The following is a 17429-nucleotide window of genomic DNA, read 5'->3' as shown; positions in this document are numbered from 1 at the left end:
TTTCGCCCCGGCCGCGCCGGATCGCCTCAGAACCGACAGGGCCACACACCGACGCTCTCCCGTCCGACGCGGACCTCGGCCCAGGTCGCACCGGCGCTGTCCGGCGGTGGCGGAGCCCCGAGTTCGAACAGGAGCGGCGTGCCGCCCACGTCCAGCAGCGCCATGCCGTCCCCGGTGAGACCCAGCCGCCCCCGGAAGACGATGTGGTCGCCGTCCTCCCGGATCGCGGGGGTGGCGGAAGCGGCAGGCCAGGTGTTCTGCGCCCAGGCGATGCCCTCGTCGACGGTCCACTCGACCTGGTGCTCGTGGCCCACTTCCCCGGGGGCACCGTGCCAGAGCACGACGGCGGTGCCCACCGCGGAGCACACCCGGACCGTCGCGGGCCCCGACGGCACCTGCCGCACCGCCTCTGTCCGGACCAACATCCCGCCATCATCCGCGACGCCGCTCCGCGACCGGACACCGCCCTCGGCTCATCCCGCCGCGTCGTCGCCGACGAGCCGGTGCAGGACCTTGTCGAGCCGGGCCTTCCGGGCCCCCGGGGTGAGCGCCTGCAGCAACGGCAGGATCAGCTGGTAGCGCTCCGACCTGCCGAGTGCCTCGAACGCCTTCCTGGCCACGGGATCCACGTCGAGTGCCGCCACCAGGTCGGGCGGTGCCGTCGCCGTCCGCTGCGAGGCGTAGGCCGCCGCCCATCGGCCGTCCTCCTGGGCCCTGCGCACCTCGGCCAGCCCGGGTTCCCGCATCCGCCCCGCGGCCGTCAGCTCCGCCACCTTGTCCACATTCACCTGCGACCACAGGCTCCTGGGGCGGCGCGGCACGTACTTCTGCAGGTAGTTCCGCTCGTCGAACGACCGGCGTTGTCCGGAGATCCAGCCGTGGCACAGCCCGATGTCGACCATCTCGTCGTCGGTGACCGTCGCGATGCCGGACTTCTTCCTGGCCACCTTGACCCATATGCCCGTACTGCGTGTACCGTGCTCGGCCAGCCAGTTCTCGAATGCCTCGGCGTCCGTGAACGCGATGACCTCCGCCCCGTCGATCTCGTCCATGAGGCTCAGGCTATCGCCCGGCGGGCGGTACCTTCGGAATACGCCCCAAGGCTGCGAACGACCCATGAGGAGCCAGGACATGCCCGGTCGCCCGAGCACGCGTTGACGCTGCAGGCCGTGATCGGCCCGTCATCGCGTGCTGCCTTCGATGCGCGGCACAGCGAGCCTTCCCGCACCCGAACCGTCGGCACAGCTGTCGTGCGCCGGGTGGCGGGCCTCGTCTTCGGCAACCCGAGGGGCCCTTGTGCCGTCCGCTTCTTCCTCCTCCTCTTCGTCCTCTTCCTCCTCCGCGTCCGGTTCCGGGCGCCCTGTTCCGTCCGGCCTGTGGCGGGACGCCGACTTCCGCAGCCTCTGGGCGGGCCAGACGGCCTCCCAACTCGGCGAACACGCGAGCCTGGTGATCCTCCCGCTGATCGCCGTTCTCACCCTCGAAGCCGACGCCGGCCGGCTGGGCGTCCTCCGTGCGGTGGGGCAGACACCGGTCCTGCTCTTCTCGCTCCTCGTCGGCGCGTGGGTGGACAGATGGCGGACCCGTACGGTGATGGCCCTGTCCGATCTCGGCCGGGCCCTGGCGCTGGGATCGGTCGCCGCGGCCGGTCTACTCGGCGTGCTGGGCCTGCCGGTCCTGCTCGTGGTCGCCTTCGCCGTCGGGACCCTGTCCGTGTTCTTCGACGTGGCCTACCAGACGTCTCTCGTACGGCTGGTGAAACGCGATCAGCTGGTACGCGGCAACAGCGCGCTCGAAGGCAGCCGGTCCGCGGCCCAGACCGGCGGCCCCGCCCTCGGCGGCCTGCTGGTCTCCCTGTTGTCGGCACCCGTCGCCGCCGCGTCCGGCGCGCTGTTCTTCGCGCTCTCGTTCCTGTCGATCCGGCGGATCCGCCGCCACGAACCGGTGCCGCGGCACCCGGGACGTTCCCCTCGGGTCCGGCTGCGGATCCATGAGGGCCTCCGCTTCGTCGTCGGCCATCCCGTGCTGCGGACGGTGGGGCTCGCCTCGGCCGCCTTCCAGTTCTCCTTCGCGGCGATGACGACCGTCCAACTGCTCTTCCTGACCCGCGAGCTGCACCTGTCGGGCACTGCCGTCGGGCTTGCACTCGCGGCGACGGGACCGGGGGCGCTGTTGGGCTCGTTGCTCGCCGCCCGTCTTCCGGGCCGGTTCGGCCACGGCGCGGTGCTCGTCTCCGCGGCGGTGCTCGGCTACGGCGTGCTGCTGTGCGTGCCCGCGCTGCACGGCCCCGCCGCGGTGACGGTCCCCGCACTCCTGGCGGTCAACTTCGTGTTCGGGGCCTTCGGCCAGCTGGTGAACGTCACGGTCATGGCCGTCCGGCAGGCCATCACCCCGGACGGGATGCAGGGCCGCGTGGCCGCGACGATCAACTTCGCCGGAATGGGACCGGCCCCGGTCGGCTCGTTGCTCGGCGGCTGCCTCGCACAGGAGTGGACGCTGCGCACCGCCCTCCTGGTGACGGCCGCGGGCATGATGCTGTCCCCCGTCCTGATGGCCCTGTCCCCGCTCGCCCGCCTGGGACGGGCCCTTCCGGCCCCGCAGGACGTACCGTCCCGGACGGGCGGCGGCATGCCGATGCCGCGCACCTGACACCGCTCACGACATCGCAGCGCCCCGGAAACGGGGGAGTGTTCCGGGGCGCTGCTGCCTGTGTGCCGACTCGCCCCGCGGGGCGGCGGATGGCGGTACGCGGGTGGGGCTTCCCGTGTGCGATGCGGGCGGTGCCTGCAGCCGGGTGCGGCGGCCGGTCTGCTCATAGCTTTGGCCTCCGCGCTGTCGTTCCGATGGCGTCCGGCTGACGTACCGCTGACGCACGCACTCGCCGGACTCGACGGCCTGACCCGGCCGTCAGGCGTCCCGCCCGCGCAGGACCAGATAGCCGCCGATCAGGGCGGCGGCCGTCCAGGCCAGCAGAATGGCGAGAGCCGCCCCGGTCCCGTAGCCGGGGCCGAAGCGTCCGTCGCCGGACGGTCCGGCGATGTGCATCAGTTCCAGACCGGCCTGGTCGGGCAGATACCGCAGGACGGGCTTCAGGACGGGGACGTTGCCGAGCCCCTGGGAGCCGAGGAACAGCAGCGGCAGCAGAATGCCCATCGAGATCGCCGAACTGCGCACGACGGTCGCGATGCCCATGGAGAAGGTACAGATCAACGTCAGATAGACCACGGCCCCGGCGAGTGCGGCCGGGACTCCGTCCGCGGTGAGCTTCGTGCCGTACGGGCCGAGCGCCGCCTGTGCCACGAGGAAGGTGACGAGGACGGTCACCGTCGAGCCGGCGAGCGCGGTCACAGTGCCGGCCAGCACCTTGCCGCAGTAGAGCAGACCGCGTCCCGGCACCGCGGACAGCGAGGTCCGGATCGATCCGGACGCGTACTCGGAACCGACGAGCAGGGCGCCGAGCACGACGAGGGCGAGCTGCCCGAGCGTCACGCTGTACAGGGCGGCGACCAGCGGATCGAAGTTGACGACATGCTCGATGTCGCCGCGCCAGTTGAACGCGACGAGGGTGCCGATACCGGTGCTGAGCACGAAGGCCAGCAGCAGGGTGAAACCGGTCGAGCGCACGGTCCACACCTTGGTCCATTCGGCGGCGAGAACCGCCCGGGGCGAGTTGCTGGTCATCGCTGTGCTCCTCCCGGCTGCTCCGCCCGGTACTCGACCGCGTCGGCGGTCAGCCGCATGAACGCCTCCTCCAGAGACGCGGTGCTCCGTGTCACCTCGTGCACCGGCACCGCGTGTGCCGCGACGAGTGCGCCGATCCGCTCCGCGCCGGCGGCCGCACTCAGTGTTCCGTCGGCGCAGGCGGTGACCTCGATCCCCACACCGGCCAGCACCTCGCGCAGCCGCCGCGGTTCCGGCGTGCGCACCCGCACCCCCGCTTCCGTGTGCCTGTCGATGAACGCGGCCATTCCGGTGTCCGCGAGGAGCCGGCCGCGGCCGATCACGACGAGGTGGTCCACGGTGAGTGCCGCCTCGCTCATCAGGTGACTGGAGATCAGGACGGTGCGCCCCTCGGCCGCCAGGTCCCGCAGGAGGTGCCGGATCCACCGGACACCTTCCGGATCGAGCCCGTTGACCGGCTCGTCGAGCACCAGGACGGCCGGGTCACCGAGCAACGCCGCGGCGATTCCCAGCCGTTGGCCCATGCCCAGCGAGAACGTCCCCGTCCGCCGGTGCGCGGCGCCCGCCAGCCCGGCCAGCTCGATCACCTCATGGACACGGCGGGCCGGGATCCGGTTGCTCCGGGCCAGGCACCGCAGGTGGTTCAGCGCGGTCCGGCCGGGGTGCACGGCCCCGGCGTCGAGCAGCGCGCCCACCGTACGCAGCGGATCGCGCAGCCGCCGGTACGGTGCGCCGTCGATGCGCACCTCGCCGGCCGTCGGCCGGTCCAGGCCCAGCATCATCCGCATCGTGGTCGACTTTCCGGCGCCGTTGGGGCCCAGGAACCCGGTCACCAGACCGGGCCGTACCCGGAAGCTGAGCCCTTCCACCGCGGTGGTGTTCCCGTAGCGCTTGGTCAGGTTGGTCACTTCGATCATGTCGGCGATGGTCCGCGACGCGAAGCCCCGCCGCATCAGGCCCGGGGCCGACCGCTTTTTCTCCACCCACGGGTGGAGGCGGGCCGTCACAGGAGGCCGCGCGTCCGACCACGGGGGGAGCGCCCGGGACAACCGCCGGACGGAGGTGGCGCGCCGTGCGCCTGGATAGGGTCGAGCGGTGCGAGCAGGTACTGAGGTGGACGCGGACGAACATCCGATCCTGGCCCGGCGGCTGAGCCGACGCCAACTGATCACCCTGGACTGCGCGTTCGTGTTCGGCTACGCGGTCGCGCTGCTGCTGACCGGGTCGACAGCCGATGCGCCGTCGTCCGCGACAGTCACCCCGGCCCCGGTGCCGTGGGAGCGGATCGTGCTCATCGCCGCGGCCACCGCGCCCGTCGCCGTACGGAGGATCCGGCCGTTGCCCGTGTTCCTGTCCGTGCTGGCGGTGACCGTCGTCGCTGTCGTACGGGACGCCACGTGGGACCCGTTCCTGTCGGCGGCGTACGCCATGTACACCGTCGCCCTCACGATGCCGTCGCACCGTTGGTGGCAACGATGGCTGCCCGGACTGTCGCTGGCGGCCCTGGCCCTGGCCGGCGCCGCCGGAGCGACGCACGCGGGCGACGCGTACTGGTGGCGCGGCGGCCCGGGGCTGCTGCTGCTCGGCTCCACCGCGCTGCTCGGCGCCTGGCAACTGGGGCGCTCCGCGCGGCAGCGGCGGGCGTTCGCCGTCCGGGCGGCGGAGCAGCTCGCTCAGCGGGCCGTCACGGAGGAACGCCTGCGGGTCGCCCGCGAACTGCACGACGTCGTCACCCACAGCATGGGCCTGATCGCGGTCAAGGCCGGCGTCGCCAACCACGTCCTGCACGTCAGGCCGCAGGAGGCGCACGACGCCCTGCAGGTCATCGAACGCACGAGCCGCACCGCGCTGAACGACATGCGCCGGATGCTCGGTGTGCTGCGCACCCCCGAGGGCGAGCGGCAGCCGGCGTCGCTCGGACCGGTTCCCGGCGCGGTCGCACTTCCCGAACTCGTCGGGCAGGCCGGTGCGCAGCTGACGGCGCACGGCGTCGAGAACCTGCCCGAAGGAGTCGCGCTGGCCGTCTACCGGATAGTTCAGGAGGCGCTCACCAACGTCGCCAAGCACGCCGGCCCGGAACCCCGTTGCCGGGTGGAGGTCGCCGCGAACGGCCGCGACGTCCGGATCGACATCACCGACGACGGCGGCGGTCGGGTGCCCCCGACGGAGACGACCGGCGGTCATGGCATCGTCGGCATGCGCGAACGCGTCGCCCTGTACGGCGGCACCTTCACCGCCGGACCGCGTCCGGAGGGCGGCTTCGCGGTGCACGCGTCCCTGCCCTACGAGGAGAGCACATGATCCCGCCCACCGACTCCGGCGATCCGGTCCGGGTCCTCATCGCCGACGACCAGGCGCTGCTGCGCGGCAGCCTTCGGGTGCTCGTCGATGCCGAGCCCGGCCTGGTGACCACGTCGGAGGCGGCGAACGGCACGGAGGCGGTGCGCTGCGCCCGGCAGGACCCGCCGGACGTGGTCCTGATGGACGTACGGATGCCGGGAACGGACGGCATCGAGGCGACCCGGCAGATCTGCGGCTCTCCCGGCACCGCGAACGTCAAGGTGCTGATCCTGACGATGTTCGACCTGGACGAGTACGTCTACGCCGCGCTGCGGGCCGGCGCCAGCGGCTTCCTGCTCAAGGACACACCGCCCGCCGAGCTGATCGCGGCGATACGGATCGTCGCCGGAGGCGATGCGCTGCTGGCACCGGCCGTGACGCGGCGCCTGATCGCGGAGTTCGCCCACCGCCCGGAGCCCTCGCAACCGCTGCCGCGCACCCTGGACGGTGTGACCGGGCGCGAGCGCGAAGTCCTCGCGCTCATCGCCCGCGGCCTGTCCAACACCGAGATCGCCGAACGGCTGTACCTCGGCATCGCCACCGTGAAGACCCACGTCAGCCATCTGCTCACCAAGCTCGACTGCCGTGATCGCGCCCAGCTGGTGATCGTCGCGTACGAGAGCGGCCTGGTCACGGCGGCGCGGCCACCGACCGGTCCCTGAAAGCGGGTTCCCGGCTCCGCCGGAGGTGTCGGTCCGCCTTGCGGAGCAGGTCGTCGATCGCCCGGAGCACGGCGTCCTGGCGCTCCTCGTGCAGCCAGCCGTGCCCGGCGTCGGCCAGAATCCGGTGCTCACCGTCCCGGACCGAAGCGGCCAGCCCGGCGTGCAGCGCGGTCTTGGCGTCGTTGATCCGCCGCAGCACCGCCGCCGACCACAGCTGGGCCTGCGTGTCGTCGTGCCCCAGGACGGTGAGGACGATCAGCGGGACGTCCGGGAGCTCCGGTCCGGTGCGGAGCTCGTCGGCGACCACGTCGTAGAGGTTGCGGTCCTCGTACAGACCGGCCCGCCACGCGGTGGTGACGTGGTGTTCGACGAGCGGCTCGCGCACGGGTTCCGGCCAGTTCGCGAAGAGCGGCGCGGCCTGGTTGCGGGCCTGCCGGAGCTGTTCCTGTGTCAGCTCCGGTATGTCCCGGCTGTGCAGCCGCGCCAGCTTCTCCCGCGCTTCCTCAGGTCCGTGCGCGTGGAGATCCTCGTGGAAGGGGTCCAGCAGGAGCAGCCCGGACACCTCGTCGGGGAAGAGCTGCGCGTAGCGACGCGCGTAGGCGCCGCCCAGCGAGTGGCCCACCAGCAGATACGGGGCGGGTACGTCGGCGGCGTGCAGCAGATCGTGGAGCTCGTCGGCGACCTCGGCGGCGGTGCGGGGCAGGTCGGCCGGCTCGCTCCAGCCGGTACCGGCGCGGTCGTAGAGCACACTGGTGGTCGACTCGGCCACCCGGTCGTGGGTGTTGAGGTAGTCCAGGCCGACCTGCCCGGCTCCCGGCAGGAACACCACGGCCGGGCCCCCGCTACCGGAGCGGTGCAGCATCAACTTCCGCCCGGCAGCGGCGTACAGGCGACCCAGCGGGGGTCGGGAGCACGTTTCCTCGGGGCCGACTGAGCCGACTTCGGGCGACGGATGGGGCATGGCCGGTGTCCTCACTCTCACTGTTCTCATCTTTGAGAAAAGTATCGAAGGTGAGAACATTCGTCCATGGATACGGTTGATCTGCTTCTGCACCCGGTGCGGATGCGCCTTGTGCACGCCATGCACGACGGGCGGACGCGTACGACCACCGAACTCTGCGCCCTGCTGCCCGACGTCTCGAAGGCCACCGTCTACCGGCATGTCGGCCTGCTGGCCGACGGGGGGCTGCTCGCGGTGGAGGGGGAGCAGCGGGTGCGTGGCTCGGTCGAGCGCCGGTACCGGCTGCACCGTACCCGGGCGGTGATCGACCCCGACACGATCGCGGCGATGTCGCCGGAGGACTACCGCCGGGGCTTCGCCGTGGCCATGGCCACCCTGCTGGCCGAATTCAACGCGTACCTCGACCGCGAGGACGCCGATCCGACCGCCGACCTGGTGGGCTTCCGCCAGCACGCGCTCTGGCTCAGTCGCGATGAACTCATCCAGATGATCGGCGAGTTGCGCGAGGTGATCGTGGCCCGGATGAGCCATGTCCCGTCACCGGAACGCACCCGACACCTGCTCAGCCCGATCCTGTTCCCCACCGAGGCACCGTCCACCGAGGCACCGCCCCCGGACCTCACCCCGCCGCGGGGCGCAGCTCGCGGATGATGCGGGTCAGGTCGGCCGGGGCGGCCGCGAGGCGGACCGGCCTGCCCTCGTCGTCGAGTTCGGCGATGTGCCAGCCGCCGGGGACGGTGTCGCCGTCGCCGCCCCGGACCCGCCGGACGCTCTTGACGGTGAGCCGGTCCACCGGGATCGGTTTCGCCGCGAAGCGGCCGGGGCCGGGGTGGGGCGTCACCGCGGGCGGGCCGTCACCGAGGACGATGTGGGTACCGAAGAGGTGCGGGTTGTAGTCGGTCTGCTCCAGGAAGCGGGCGGCCACGAACACCTTCCCCCGCTTCCCTCTCCTTCTCCGCGTCGAACTCCGCACGGTCGTCGGGCGACCAGCTCTGCGGCAGAGGCAGGAGCCGCCTGCGCCCGTCGCGGAGCGCCAGACCGACGCGCCGGGATTCCGGCACCCGGGAGTTGCTCTCGTGCTTCAGGAGGATCCGCAGACCGGCGATGTCGTGCCACGGCACACTCCGGCGGCGCAGCAGCGTCCGGGTGTGCACGCCGTACGCGTCGGCGCTCACCCGGGTGGTGACCATGCTCAGCGCCAGGACACTCAACAGCGCGAGCAGCAGACCGACGCTCAGCCACACGTCCAGGAGCCCGCCCCGGTACGCCAGGCGCACCGCGGCCAGGCACGCCCCGGCACCCCCGAGCCCGACGAAGAACCACAAGGGGCGTTTCCGGAGCGGGGGGCAGGTCACTTCCCGGACATCCGCACCTACGCCCTTCCGCTCCACGCCCTGCCGCTCTACTTCTTCTTTCCGCTCCACTCCCCTTCGGCTTCCGGGTCTTCCGGTCTCATACGTTCGAACGCGGTGGGGGTCGTCCGCCGGCGAAGGAACTCCTCGATGTCCCGGGCACACCCGGCCGGGCTCGATTCGCCGGTGTCGCACTCGATGTCATAGACGCCGTGCGCATGGACCCGGTCGAACTGGCGGGCAGCCAGCCCTGCCGGACGATCGCCGCGCGCCCTCTCCCGGCGCTCCAGCACCGGCAGGGGGCAACGCACACCGACGAGGACGACGTCCCGAGGGGGAAACAGGGCCAGGCAGTCCTGGAGGCGCCACGGCTCGCTCAGGACGTGGTCCACGACGACGATGTTGCCTGCCGAGGCCATGCCCGCGACCGCGCGGTGGAACCCCCTCCAGGTGCGCTTGAGTACGACATCCAGCTGGTCCGGTGTCTGCTCGGGCCCTGACCGCATGGCGTGGAAGGCGTCCACGGGCATGTGGAAGCACGGCTCGTCGAGGACTGCGACCAGTTCCCGGGCGATGCTCGACTTGCCCGAACTGGACGTGCCGTTCAGAAAGATGATCAAACCGTCGGCCTCCTGATTGCAGGCCGGACCCGAGGGGGATGTGTTCATGACCACACAGTAGGACCGGGGGTGATCTACGGGGCGGCCTTCCGGTCCTCGACTACGGGTGTCAGGCCGTCGAGTAGCGCCTTGAGGCCGAGTTCGAAGAGGGCGTCGAGACGCAGGTCGTAGCCGTCGTCGAAGGCTCCGACGACCTTGGTGAAGGTGGGGAAGCGGCCGGATTCCGCCAGCCCCTGGAGGGTGGGGGCGCGGCTGTCCATCCACTCGTCGTCCGACTGGCCCGTGGAGGCTTCGGCCTGTGCCTCCCGCTCCAGGTGCACCGCCAGGCCGTGGGTGTGGCTGTAGACCAGTACGTGGATGTCGAACAGTGTGGCGGGGGCGAGGCCGTGGCCGTCGAGGGCGCTCAGTACCCATTCGCCGTGGACCATGAGGTTGGGTGCGAGCAACGGGCGGGTGATGGGCCCGAGTTGGGCCAGCCAAGGGTGCCTGCGATACAGGGTCCAGAGGGTCCGGGCCCCCAGCTCGACGCGGGAGCGCCACCCCTCGGGGGCGTCGGCAGGGTAGGACTCCTCGCCGAATGCCGTATCAGCCATGAGCAGGACGAGGTCGTTCTTGCCGGTGACGTAGCGGTAGGGCGACATGGCGGCGACGCCGAGGCGGGCCGCGACGCCGCGCATGGAGAGCGCCGGCAGCCCTTCGGCATCGGCGATGTCCATTCCCGTGCGGACGATCCGGTCGAGGGTCAGCTCCCGCTCGGGAGCGGGAGCTGAGGCAGGAGCGGAGGCCGGGGCCGTGGTCGAGGTCGGCGACGGGATTCTGCGGCGCGGTGTGACGGGAGCGGTTCCGGCGACGACGGTGCCGGTCCGGGGGCGGGTCTCGACGAGCCCCTCAAGACGCAGAGTGGTCAGAGCCTTGGTGGCGGTCGCGAGCGCGACACCCCACTCCTTGGCGATCTGACGGGTCGAGGGAACCCGGTCCCCGGCGGCGAGTTCGCCATCGGTGATGCGGCGGCGGATTCCGGCGACGATGCGCAGATAGGGCGGCTCGGCGGGTGTGGCTGTGGGCTTCGTCACGTACGGCGGCCTTCCTGTTCTGTACTAGTGCAGAGGGGAGCAGCGGGAACGTCGGGAAGATGTCAACTGTCCTAATACAGAGGGGCTGTTAGGCCAGTTGAGACGGGTGCGCGTACGCCGTACGTTCAGCTTGCGTACAGCGTGCCGAAGGAGCTTCCCATGCAGACCGTTCTCATCTCCGGCGGCGGAATCGCCGGACCCGTGCTCGCCCACTGGTTGCACCGCCACGGCTTCGGGCCCACCGTCGTCGAGCGTGCCCCTGGCCCACGTCCCGGGGGCCAGGCCGTGGACATACGCGGAGTCGCCCTCGACGTCATCGAACGGATGGGCCTGCTGGAGCAGGCGAGGGGCGTACGCACCCGGATGCGTGGCATGTCGATCCTCGATCCCGGGGGTCACGAGATCGACCGCTCCACCGAGTCGACCTTCAGCAGTGGCCGGCTCGACAGCGACGACATCGAACTGCTCCGCGAGGACCTGGTGCGGATGGTGCAGGAGCACACGCGGGCAGATGCGGAGTACCTCTTCGGCGACAGCATCGCCGCGCTCCAGGAGGACGGTGCCGGTGTGCGCGTCGACTTCGTCCACGGGGCCTCCCGCACCTTCGACCTGGTGATCGGGGCCGACGGCCTGCACTCGACCGTACGGCGCCTGGCGTTCGGCCCCGAGGAGCGTTTCGTCCATCACCTGGGTAGCTACCTCTCGGTGTTCGGCGCGGACAACTTCCTCGGGCTCGACGACTGGCAGGTGTGGCTGCGGGACGGCGACGCGGGCTTCGGCATCATGTCCGTACGCGACAACACGGAGCTCAGGATCGCCTTCGGTTTCGAGTCCGGACCCCTCGCCCTCGACCAGCGCGACAGTGGCGCCCTGCGGCGACTCGTCGTCGACAAGCTGTCATCCCTGAGCTGGGAGGGGGCCCGTCTGGCCAAGGCCGCCGAGGAGGCGCCCGACTTCTACTGCGACGCCATGGCCCAGATCCGGATGGACCACTGGTCGCGCGGCAGGGTGGCCCTGCTCGGGGACGCCGGCTACTGCCCCTCCCCGATCTCGGGGCAGGGCACCAGCCTGGCCCTCGTGGGCGCCCACGAGCTGGCCGACTGCCTCGCCCGGACGCCCGGCGACCACCGCGCCGCGTTCTCCCGCTACGAGCGGCGGATGCGCCCCTTCGTCACCCTCAACCAGGCCCTGGCCACCGAGAATCCCGGCGGACCCGCCTCCGAGGCCTCCCTCGCGCACGCCAAGAACGCACTCTCGCTGGACGGCTGATTCGTATACCAATGTATGTGTCGAGGGCGATCTGGACATCGCCCCGACCACCGTGGCGCCCAGTGCGTCGCTGGTCCTGCCGATCGAGAAGCTGCGCGAGCACGGCGTACGGGTCGGGCTCGGCTCGGACGGGGTGCGTGACTCCTGGAGCCCCTTCGGCAACGCGGACATGCTGCACCGGACACACCTGCTCGGCTGGGTCACGGACGTGCGCCTCGACAAGGAACTGGCCGCAGGCCGCTGTGTTCCCAGAGCCCGTGGCAACCGGCCCACGGTTGTCGCCGATGCCTGCGCGACCCGGCCCCTGCGGTCGGTGGGCACCGAACTGACCGCCGACCAGATCCATCACGGCGCGCTCGCCACGATCTCCGACCTCTACGGGGTCGTCGTCGAGTCCGGGAAGTCCCTGTCCTGAGGGCCGCGGCCCGGTCGCCGAGGGCGACGAGGAGGCGGCCTGCGCGCCGCCTCCTCGTCGCCACGTCCCTCGCCCACCAGGAGCACCGGGGCGGCCGACGGCATCTTCACGACGGACGTATCGAGTGGCGCTGGGCCGGTTCCAGAAGGCGCGAAACATTCCAGAGAGACTGGGGACCTACGGCCCGGCGACCCGTAGGGCACTCATCTCGGAGACGGATTCGGCTGATCACGATTCCTATGCCCAGGCGGCCCCGCGAGGCCGGCGGCGGTAAAGGTGTGCGGCACACCGTAGCGAAAATGGGGCACGGTCCGGTCTTTCGAACTGCTCGGCAGCGGACGCTCCTATGAGCCCGCAGCGTCCTGGGCCAGGGGGATCGGGGCCTGTCGTACAGGTTGTGTTTCGGTGCCGTCGGTGAGGATCTCAGTCGTGGTAGGCGGCGATCGCGGTCTGGACGAACGAGCGGATCAGTGGATTCCTGTCGTCCTCGTTCCATGCCGCAACCACGCGGCTCGGTGGCATGCCGATCAGTGGCACCACGGTGAGCCCCGCTGCCGGCCCGTGGTTCAGGAGGGTCATGCCGACCGTGCCGTTCCAGAGAACGGCTTGCCGACACTCCTGGACAGTACGCACCACCGGGCCCTCGCGAGGTTCCCCGCCGTTCCAGTACGACTGCCAGATGGGGTCGGTGCCCTCCGGAAACAGGAACCAGCGGCGATCGGCCAGGTCGGCCGGCTTCAAGCTGCCGCGGCGGGCCAGCGGATCGTCGGCGCGCAGCAGTGCTCCCACCGGGTCGGCGCGCAGCGCGTGCACGGTCAGGCCGGTCTCGTCGAAGGGGCCGCGGGTCAGAGCGACGTCGACCAGTCCGGCGTGCAGCCCGCAGGTGGGATCGGTCAGATCGGCCTCGCGGATGCGGACCTCAACGCGCGGGTGCAGCCGGTGGTAGGCGCGGGCCAGCCGGGATGCGCCCGGGTCGGTGCTGTCGCCCAGGAAGCCGACGGTGATGGTCGCGGCGCCGGCCGCCGCGGCCACGCGTACGCGTACCCGGTCGGCCTGGTCAAGCAGGGAGCGCGCTTCATCGAGCAGTACCGCCCCCACCGGAGTCAGCGTGACACCGGCGGACGATCGATCGAACAGCACGGCGCCGACCTCGGTCTCCAGCTGCTTGATCGCCCGGCTCAGTGGCGGCTGGCTCATGTGCAGCCGGGCGGCGGCCCGGCCGAAGTGGAGCTCCTCGGCGACCGCGACGAAGTAGCGCAGCGTGCGTAGCTCCATGGCGCGACGATACCCGTACGGTATCGACTTCACGGAATGGGTCTTGGACTTTCGGGTTGCCCCGGCGGTGGAATCGACGCATGACTGACGAACCGAAGACCAGCGAGCCGATGGCCGACCCCGCCGTATCGGTGGTCGGTCCGGGCGACGGCGAGACGATCCTCCTGGGCAGCACGCGCATGCGTGTCCTGGAAGACGGCAGCAACACCGGGCACCGTCTCGGCCTCGCCGAGTCCGTCCTCGCGCCGCACACGCCCGGACCACCCCAGCACCGCCATGCCCAGCACGACGAGGGCTTCTACATCATCTCCGGCACGGTGCGGTTCACGGTCGGCGACAAGGACTACGACGCGACCGCGGGCACGCTCGTGATGGTCCCGCCCGGAGCCCCGCACACCTTCGCCAACACGACCGACCAGCCGGCCGTCATGCTGAGCACCTTCACGCCGGACCTGTACGTGCAGTACTTCCGGGACCTGCAGGAGATGTTCGCCGGTGGCCAGCCGCCGACCCCACAGGCGGGCATCCAAGTGATGAGCCGTTACGCCACCGAGCCCGCCGTCGACTTCGCCCGGCCGGCCGTCACCGGATCCGGTCGGCCGCAGCGAGAAATTCAGCCGCCGGGGCGGCCAACCGCTGTCGGCAGCACGGGACGTCGGCAGCCTGTCGGTGCTAGGTCGGCAGACACGCGCAAGCTTGTGCACATGACTGAGCTTCTCGCATCGTCCGATGGCCTCCGCCCCATCACCGCTTTCGACGACGGATCCGGGCCGAACCTGCTGGTGGTCCACCCGGGTGGTGGGGACGCGACCACCTGGAACAGTGTCACCCGCCACCTGACCGACGACTATCGCGTCGTCAGGATCCACCGACGGATCTACGCTCCCGGAGCAGACATCGCACTACCCCACTCGATGGCCGTCGAGGCAGCCGACATCGTCGCGGTCGCGGAACTCCTCGATTCGCCGGTGCTTCTCGTGGGGCATTCCTCGGGCGCCGTCGCCGCGCTGGAAGCAGCGTTGCTCGACCCGACGGCGTTCGCCGGACTGTTCCTCTATGAACCTCCCATGCCCACCCGGGAGTTGCTCGCCGGGGCGGCGGGAGCACGTGCGCGTGCCGCGCTCGACACGGGCGACCCGGTCGAGGCGATGCGTATCCACATGCGCGACATCGTCCGCATGCCTGCGAACACGGTCGATGCGATGTTCGCCGACCAGCAAGTGCAAGCGGCGTTCGCCGCCTACGCGCCGGCCCAGATCGCGGACGACGAGGCAATCGACGCACTCGGCGTCGGTATCGATCGCTTCGCGAACCTCGAAACGCCGACGAGCCTGATCGAGGGAGACCTCAGCCCCGCCCACTTGCGCGAGCGCCTGGCTGATCTGGCGGCAACCCTGCCGAACGCGCGGACCGTCACGCTCGCCGACCAGGGACACATCGCCCACCTCACCGCTCCTGACACACTGGCCAACGCCATCCGGGACATGGCGGAACAAGTTCTCCACGTATGAACCATCCGGGATGCCCCGTCGGCTGAAGCACTCGTTCAACAACACAACGACCGGCGGGCCAACCACCAACTGTTGCCCCGCCGCCCCTGGTTCGGCCGCACGGACCGCGTCCCGCACGGGACCTCAGGACTTCGGAACCGGCGGCAGTTCGGCGTGCTCGACCGTGTAGCCGCCCTTGGTCACCGGGGCGTACGGCGCGGGCGCCATGCAGGTGCCGACCGGGGCATCCTCGGGAGCGGCATCGTCGTTCGGCATCAGGTTCACGCCGTTCCAGGAGAAACCCACGCGGTCGTCGGAGTGCCCCTTGTCCCTGCCGCCGTCGTAGACGCTGAATCCGAGCCGGCGCCCGACGTCGGGCGGCCCACCGGGACTGACCTTGGTGATGATCGCCGTCAGCGTCGCAGTGCGGGGGCCCGTGACCAGGCAGTCCACCCGCCCTTCGGACGTGTAGGTGGTGTTCCGCTCGGCCGAGTAGTGGGAGACCTTGATCGTTCCCCGGGCATCGGTCGGCAGACCCGTGGGTATCCCGGGCAGCGGCCGGCTGTACGGGGCAGCGTGCGCGTCGAAGCTGAACGAGCGGATGTCGTCGTCCTTGTAGTAGGGCAGGACGAACTCCGCGCTTCCGGTGACACTCGCGTACGCCGGCTTCCCCGCACGCTGCCCGGCAGAAGATGCGGACGAGGGAGAGGATGCGGACGAGGCAGGCGAGGGAGAAGAGGGAGAAGAGGCCGAAGCGACCGAGGCGCCGCTGAGGGGCAAGCAGGCGGCGAGCGCGACGAGTACGGCCATCGTCTTGCGGGGGGACAGTCGGGGGGACAGTGAAATCACCGTGTTCTCCTGGGAGTTGCTGTTCCTTCGTGGCGTGGTCCATCCTTCACGACCGTCCCCTCCCGGCCCATCAGCCGCGATCCGTAATTCCCGACGCGCTCACCTCAACCGTGAGACCTACCGGTGTCAGCCTCCGGTCGCACGGGAGGCAGCCCGCTCAGCGCGACGTGGGGAACACGGCGCGCAGAGCGGATCCGTTGATGACGAAGGCGGCTGCGGCGATGGCGAGGGTGCATGCGGCCTGCATCACGGCGAACCACGCAGGGCAGACACCGGGGATCATGTCGACGGCGACGATCCCGAGCGGCATGACGATCGAGATGATGCGTATGCGCAGATGGGCCCATCGCGCTCCCCGTGAGGCGAGGACGGTCAGCCGGGGGCTCATCGAGGCCGTTCGCGCCTTTGCCCTGGACAGCCCGCTCTAAGTGGCCGTCATCACGGACCTTCGGCTGCGCCTGGACCCGCCGGTCGAGTCGGCCGTCTACTTCGGAGTCGCCGAACTGGTGACCAATGCGGTCAAGCACGCCCGTGCGACCCGGGCGCGGATCTCCATGACCCGGGACGACACCGACCTCGTCATCGATGTCGAGGACGACGGCCGGGGCGGAGCCTGCGTGCGCGCCGACGGCGGACTCGCGGGGCTGCGCCGCCGCCTCGCGGCCTTCGGCGGCACCCTGGAGATCACCAGCCCGGCAGGCGGCCCGACCCGCGCGAGGATAGTGGTGCCATGCGAATCGTTGTAGCCGAAGACCTCTACCTCCTGCGCGACGGGATGGTCCGCCTCATCGAGGCGTACGGACACCAGGTGGTGGCCACGGCGGCCACCGGACCCGAGACGCTCGACGCGCTGCTGAAGTGGCGGCCGGATGTTTCCGTCGTCGACGTCCGCATGCCGCCGACCCAGTCGGACGAGGGCCTGCGGGCGGCCCTCGCCGCGCGCGGCGAACTGCCCGGAATGCCGGTCCTGATTCTCTCCCAGTACGTTGAACAGCTGTACGCCCGCGAGCTCTTGGCCGACGGTGTCGGTGGCATCGGCTATTTCCTCAAGGAGAGCGTGTTCGACGCCGACCAGTTCATCGATGCGCTGGAACGCGTCGCCGGCGGCGGGACCGCCATGGACCCGGCCGTCATCGCCAAACTGCTGTCCAGCGGCTCCTCGAACCGGCGGCTGGAACAGCTCACCGAACGCGAACACTCCGTGCTCGGCCTCATTGCCGAGGGAATGTCCAACCAGGCCATCGGCCGGCGGCTCTTCCTCAGTGAAAGCGCCATCAGCAAGTACACCACCTCCATGTTCGGCAAACTGGGCATCACCGATGACGACGACAACAACCGCCGAGTGCTCGCCGTCCTCACCTACCTGAACAAGCCCTGACCGACTGATGAACAAGGACTCTTGCAGGCGACTGCCAGGACGAGAGGGATCATGCCGGACAGCG

The 17429-nt window shown here is 70.7% G+C and carries 20 protein-coding genes and 3 pseudogenes; 11 read left to right on the top strand and 12 right to left on the bottom strand.

What is annotated here, in order from left to right:
- Positions 1-26: 26 nt before the first annotated feature.
- Both ACFVX4_RS24840 and ACFVX4_RS24835 read right to left on the bottom strand, forming a co-directional pair.
- Positions 27-425 (bottom strand): hypothetical protein, encoded by a 399-nt coding sequence (locus ACFVX4_RS24840; RefSeq protein ID WP_389980932.1) that lies wholly within the window; start codon positions 423-425, stop codon positions 27-29.
- 48 nt (positions 426-473) lie between these two features.
- Complete coding sequence (locus ACFVX4_RS24835) at positions 474-1052, bottom strand: YdeI family protein (protein WP_389980930.1); 579 nt, start codon at positions 1050-1052, stop codon at positions 474-476.
- Between the two features lie 244 nt (positions 1053-1296).
- Between ACFVX4_RS24835 and ACFVX4_RS24830 the strand changes: the two genes are divergently transcribed.
- Entirely contained in the window at positions 1297-2649 is a 1353-nt protein-coding gene (locus tag ACFVX4_RS24830) for an MFS transporter (RefSeq protein WP_389980928.1), read from the top strand.
- 258 nt (positions 2650-2907) lie between these two features.
- On the opposite strand, the gene ACFVX4_RS24825 is transcribed toward ACFVX4_RS24830, so the two are convergent.
- Positions 2908-3681, bottom strand: a complete 774-nt coding sequence (locus ACFVX4_RS24825; protein ID WP_389980926.1) for an ABC transporter permease subunit — start codon at positions 3679-3681, stop codon at positions 2908-2910.
- A complete protein-coding gene (locus tag ACFVX4_RS24820; protein WP_389980924.1) occupies positions 3678-4598 on the bottom strand; it encodes an ABC transporter ATP-binding protein in 921 nt (306 codons plus the stop codon). Before ACFVX4_RS24820 ends, ACFVX4_RS24825 begins: the two co-directional genes overlap by 4 nt.
- Before the next feature lie 178 nt (positions 4599-4776).
- Between ACFVX4_RS24820 and ACFVX4_RS24815 the strand changes: the two genes are divergently transcribed.
- Both ACFVX4_RS24815 and ACFVX4_RS24810 read left to right on the top strand, forming a co-directional pair.
- A complete protein-coding gene (locus tag ACFVX4_RS24815) occupies positions 4777-5982 on the top strand; it encodes a sensor histidine kinase (protein WP_389980922.1) in 1206 nt (401 codons plus the stop codon).
- Positions 5979-6683 carry a response regulator gene (locus tag ACFVX4_RS24810; protein WP_389980920.1) on the top strand — a complete coding sequence of 235 codons (705 nt, stop codon included), beginning with the start codon at positions 5979-5981 and terminating at the stop codon, positions 6681-6683. Before ACFVX4_RS24815 ends, ACFVX4_RS24810 begins: the two co-directional genes overlap by 4 nt.
- Here ACFVX4_RS24810 and ACFVX4_RS24805 read toward each other — a convergent pair.
- Positions 6652-7545 (bottom strand): alpha/beta fold hydrolase, encoded by an 894-nt coding sequence (locus tag ACFVX4_RS24805; RefSeq protein WP_389980918.1) that lies wholly within the window; start codon positions 7543-7545, stop codon positions 6652-6654. The genes ACFVX4_RS24810 and ACFVX4_RS24805 overlap by 32 nt on opposite strands.
- 165 nt (positions 7546-7710) lie before the next feature.
- On the opposite strand from ACFVX4_RS24805, the gene ACFVX4_RS24800 reads away from it, so the two are divergent.
- Positions 7711-8295: a helix-turn-helix domain-containing protein gene (locus tag ACFVX4_RS24800; protein WP_389980916.1), complete on the top strand. Its 585-nt coding sequence runs from the start codon at positions 7711-7713 to the stop codon at positions 8293-8295.
- Here the strand turns inward: ACFVX4_RS24800 and ACFVX4_RS24795 are convergent.
- From ACFVX4_RS24795 to ACFVX4_RS24780, 4 genes are all read right to left on the bottom strand, one after another.
- Positions 8264-8569, bottom strand: a complete 306-nt coding sequence (locus ACFVX4_RS24795; protein WP_389980914.1) for a hypothetical protein — start codon at positions 8567-8569, stop codon at positions 8264-8266. The genes ACFVX4_RS24800 and ACFVX4_RS24795 overlap by 32 nt on opposite strands.
- Positions 8499-8834, bottom strand: a complete 336-nt coding sequence (locus tag ACFVX4_RS24790; RefSeq protein WP_389981079.1) for a PH domain-containing protein — start codon at positions 8832-8834, stop codon at positions 8499-8501. The genes ACFVX4_RS24795 and ACFVX4_RS24790 overlap by 71 nt, the downstream gene beginning before the upstream one ends.
- A 212-nt stretch (positions 8835-9046) precedes the next feature.
- The gene (locus ACFVX4_RS24785) at positions 9047-9664 is read right to left on the bottom strand and encodes a chloramphenicol phosphotransferase CPT family protein (protein WP_389980912.1); all 618 of its coding nucleotides are present in this window, start codon (positions 9662-9664) and stop codon (positions 9047-9049) included.
- 26 nt (positions 9665-9690) lie between these two features.
- Positions 9691-10689 carry a TetR/AcrR family transcriptional regulator C-terminal domain-containing protein gene (locus tag ACFVX4_RS24780; RefSeq protein WP_389980910.1) on the bottom strand — a complete coding sequence of 333 codons (999 nt, stop codon included), beginning with the start codon at positions 10687-10689 and terminating at the stop codon, positions 9691-9693.
- A gap of 159 nt (positions 10690-10848) precedes the next feature.
- On the opposite strand from ACFVX4_RS24780, the gene ACFVX4_RS24775 reads away from it, so the two are divergent.
- The 3 genes and pseudogenes from ACFVX4_RS24775 to ACFVX4_RS24765 form a co-directional block, all read left to right on the top strand.
- Entirely contained in the window at positions 10849-11958 is a 1110-nt protein-coding gene (locus tag ACFVX4_RS24775; RefSeq protein ID WP_389980908.1) for an FAD-dependent monooxygenase, read from the top strand.
- Between the two features lie 28 nt (positions 11959-11986).
- Positions 11987-12193 (top strand): annotated as a pseudogene (locus tag ACFVX4_RS24770) (amidohydrolase family protein); the annotation flags it as partial.
- A gap of 21 nt (positions 12194-12214) precedes the next feature.
- Positions 12215-12373: pseudogene (locus ACFVX4_RS24765) on the top strand (cysteine hydrolase); the annotation flags it as partial.
- Positions 12374-12796: 423 nt separating this feature from the next.
- Here the strand turns inward: ACFVX4_RS24765 and ACFVX4_RS24760 are convergent.
- Positions 12797-13648 carry a LysR family transcriptional regulator gene (locus ACFVX4_RS24760; RefSeq protein WP_389980906.1) on the bottom strand — a complete coding sequence of 284 codons (852 nt, stop codon included), beginning with the start codon at positions 13646-13648 and terminating at the stop codon, positions 12797-12799.
- 80 nt (positions 13649-13728) lie between these two features.
- Here ACFVX4_RS24760 and ACFVX4_RS24755 point away from each other — a divergent pair.
- Both ACFVX4_RS24755 and ACFVX4_RS24750 read left to right on the top strand, forming a co-directional pair.
- Positions 13729-14220: pseudogene (locus ACFVX4_RS24755) on the top strand (cupin domain-containing protein); the annotation flags it as partial.
- 132 nt (positions 14221-14352) lie between these two features.
- Positions 14353-15159, top strand: a complete 807-nt coding sequence (locus ACFVX4_RS24750; RefSeq protein ID WP_389981077.1) for an alpha/beta fold hydrolase — start codon at positions 14353-14355, stop codon at positions 15157-15159.
- A 123-nt stretch (positions 15160-15282) separates the two neighbouring features.
- Here the strand turns inward: ACFVX4_RS24750 and ACFVX4_RS24745 are convergent, their stop codons facing one another.
- Together ACFVX4_RS24745 and ACFVX4_RS24740 are read right to left on the bottom strand one after the other, a co-directional pair.
- Positions 15283-15987 carry a hypothetical protein gene (locus ACFVX4_RS24745; RefSeq protein ID WP_389980904.1) on the bottom strand — a complete coding sequence of 235 codons (705 nt, stop codon included), beginning with the start codon at positions 15985-15987 and terminating at the stop codon, positions 15283-15285.
- 157 nt (positions 15988-16144) lie between these two features.
- Complete coding sequence (locus tag ACFVX4_RS24740; protein ID WP_389980903.1) at positions 16145-16375, bottom strand: hypothetical protein; 231 nt, start codon at positions 16373-16375, stop codon at positions 16145-16147.
- A 40-nt stretch (positions 16376-16415) separates the two neighbouring features.
- Here ACFVX4_RS24740 and ACFVX4_RS24735 point away from each other — a divergent pair, with 40 nt between their 5' ends.
- Together ACFVX4_RS24735 and ACFVX4_RS24730 are read left to right on the top strand one after the other, a co-directional pair.
- A complete protein-coding gene (locus ACFVX4_RS24735; protein WP_389980901.1) occupies positions 16416-16733 on the top strand; it encodes a sensor histidine kinase in 318 nt (105 codons plus the stop codon).
- Positions 16718-17365 (top strand): LuxR C-terminal-related transcriptional regulator, encoded by a 648-nt coding sequence (locus tag ACFVX4_RS24730; protein ID WP_389980899.1) that lies wholly within the window; start codon positions 16718-16720, stop codon positions 17363-17365. Before ACFVX4_RS24735 ends, ACFVX4_RS24730 begins: the two co-directional genes overlap by 16 nt.
- Positions 17366-17429: the final 64 nt, after the last annotated feature.

The sequence above is a fragment of the Streptomyces sp. NPDC058240 genome, assembly GCF_042882135.1.
Lineage (GTDB): Bacteria > Actinomycetota > Actinomycetes > Streptomycetales > Streptomycetaceae > Streptomyces.
This window is presented reverse-complemented; position numbering and strand designations above follow the sequence as displayed.

Bases quoted from the DNA above. Each gene is read 5' to 3' on its own strand.
- ACFVX4_RS24840 (WP_389980932.1), bottom strand. From the start codon at position 425: ATGTTGGTCCGGACAGAGGCGGTGCGGCAGGTGCCGTCGGGGCCCGCG.
- ACFVX4_RS24835 (WP_389980930.1), bottom strand. From the start codon at position 1,052: ATGGACGAGATCGACGGGGCGGAGGTCATCGCGTTCACGGACGCCGAG.
- ACFVX4_RS24825 (WP_389980926.1), bottom strand. From the start codon at position 3,681: ATGACCAGCAACTCGCCCCGGGCGGTTCTCGCCGCCGAATGGACCAAG.
- ACFVX4_RS24820 (WP_389980924.1), bottom strand. From the start codon at position 4,598: ATGATCGAAGTGACCAACCTGACCAAGCGCTACGGGAACACCACCGCG.
- ACFVX4_RS24810 (WP_389980920.1), top strand. From the start codon at position 5,979: ATGATCCCGCCCACCGACTCCGGCGATCCGGTCCGGGTCCTCATCGCC.
- ACFVX4_RS24805 (WP_389980918.1), bottom strand. From the start codon at position 7,545: ATGCTGCACCGCTCCGGTAGCGGGGGCCCGGCCGTGGTGTTCCTGCCG.
- ACFVX4_RS24800 (WP_389980916.1), top strand. From the start codon at position 7,711: ATGGATACGGTTGATCTGCTTCTGCACCCGGTGCGGATGCGCCTTGTG.
- ACFVX4_RS24790 (WP_389981079.1), bottom strand. From the start codon at position 8,834: ATGGTCACCACCCGGGTGAGCGCCGACGCGTACGGCGTGCACACCCGG.
- ACFVX4_RS24785 (WP_389980912.1), bottom strand. From the start codon at position 9,664: ATGAACACATCCCCCTCGGGTCCGGCCTGCAATCAGGAGGCCGACGGT.
- ACFVX4_RS24775 (WP_389980908.1), top strand. From the start codon at position 10,849: ATGCAGACCGTTCTCATCTCCGGCGGCGGAATCGCCGGACCCGTGCTC.
- ACFVX4_RS24760 (WP_389980906.1), bottom strand. From the start codon at position 13,648: ATGGAGCTACGCACGCTGCGCTACTTCGTCGCGGTCGCCGAGGAGCTC.
- ACFVX4_RS24750 (WP_389981077.1), top strand. From the start codon at position 14,353: ATGACTGAGCTTCTCGCATCGTCCGATGGCCTCCGCCCCATCACCGCT.
- ACFVX4_RS24740 (WP_389980903.1), bottom strand. From the start codon at position 16,375: ATGAGCCCCCGGCTGACCGTCCTCGCCTCACGGGGAGCGCGATGGGCC.
- ACFVX4_RS24730 (WP_389980899.1), top strand. From the start codon at position 16,718: ATGCGAATCGTTGTAGCCGAAGACCTCTACCTCCTGCGCGACGGGATG.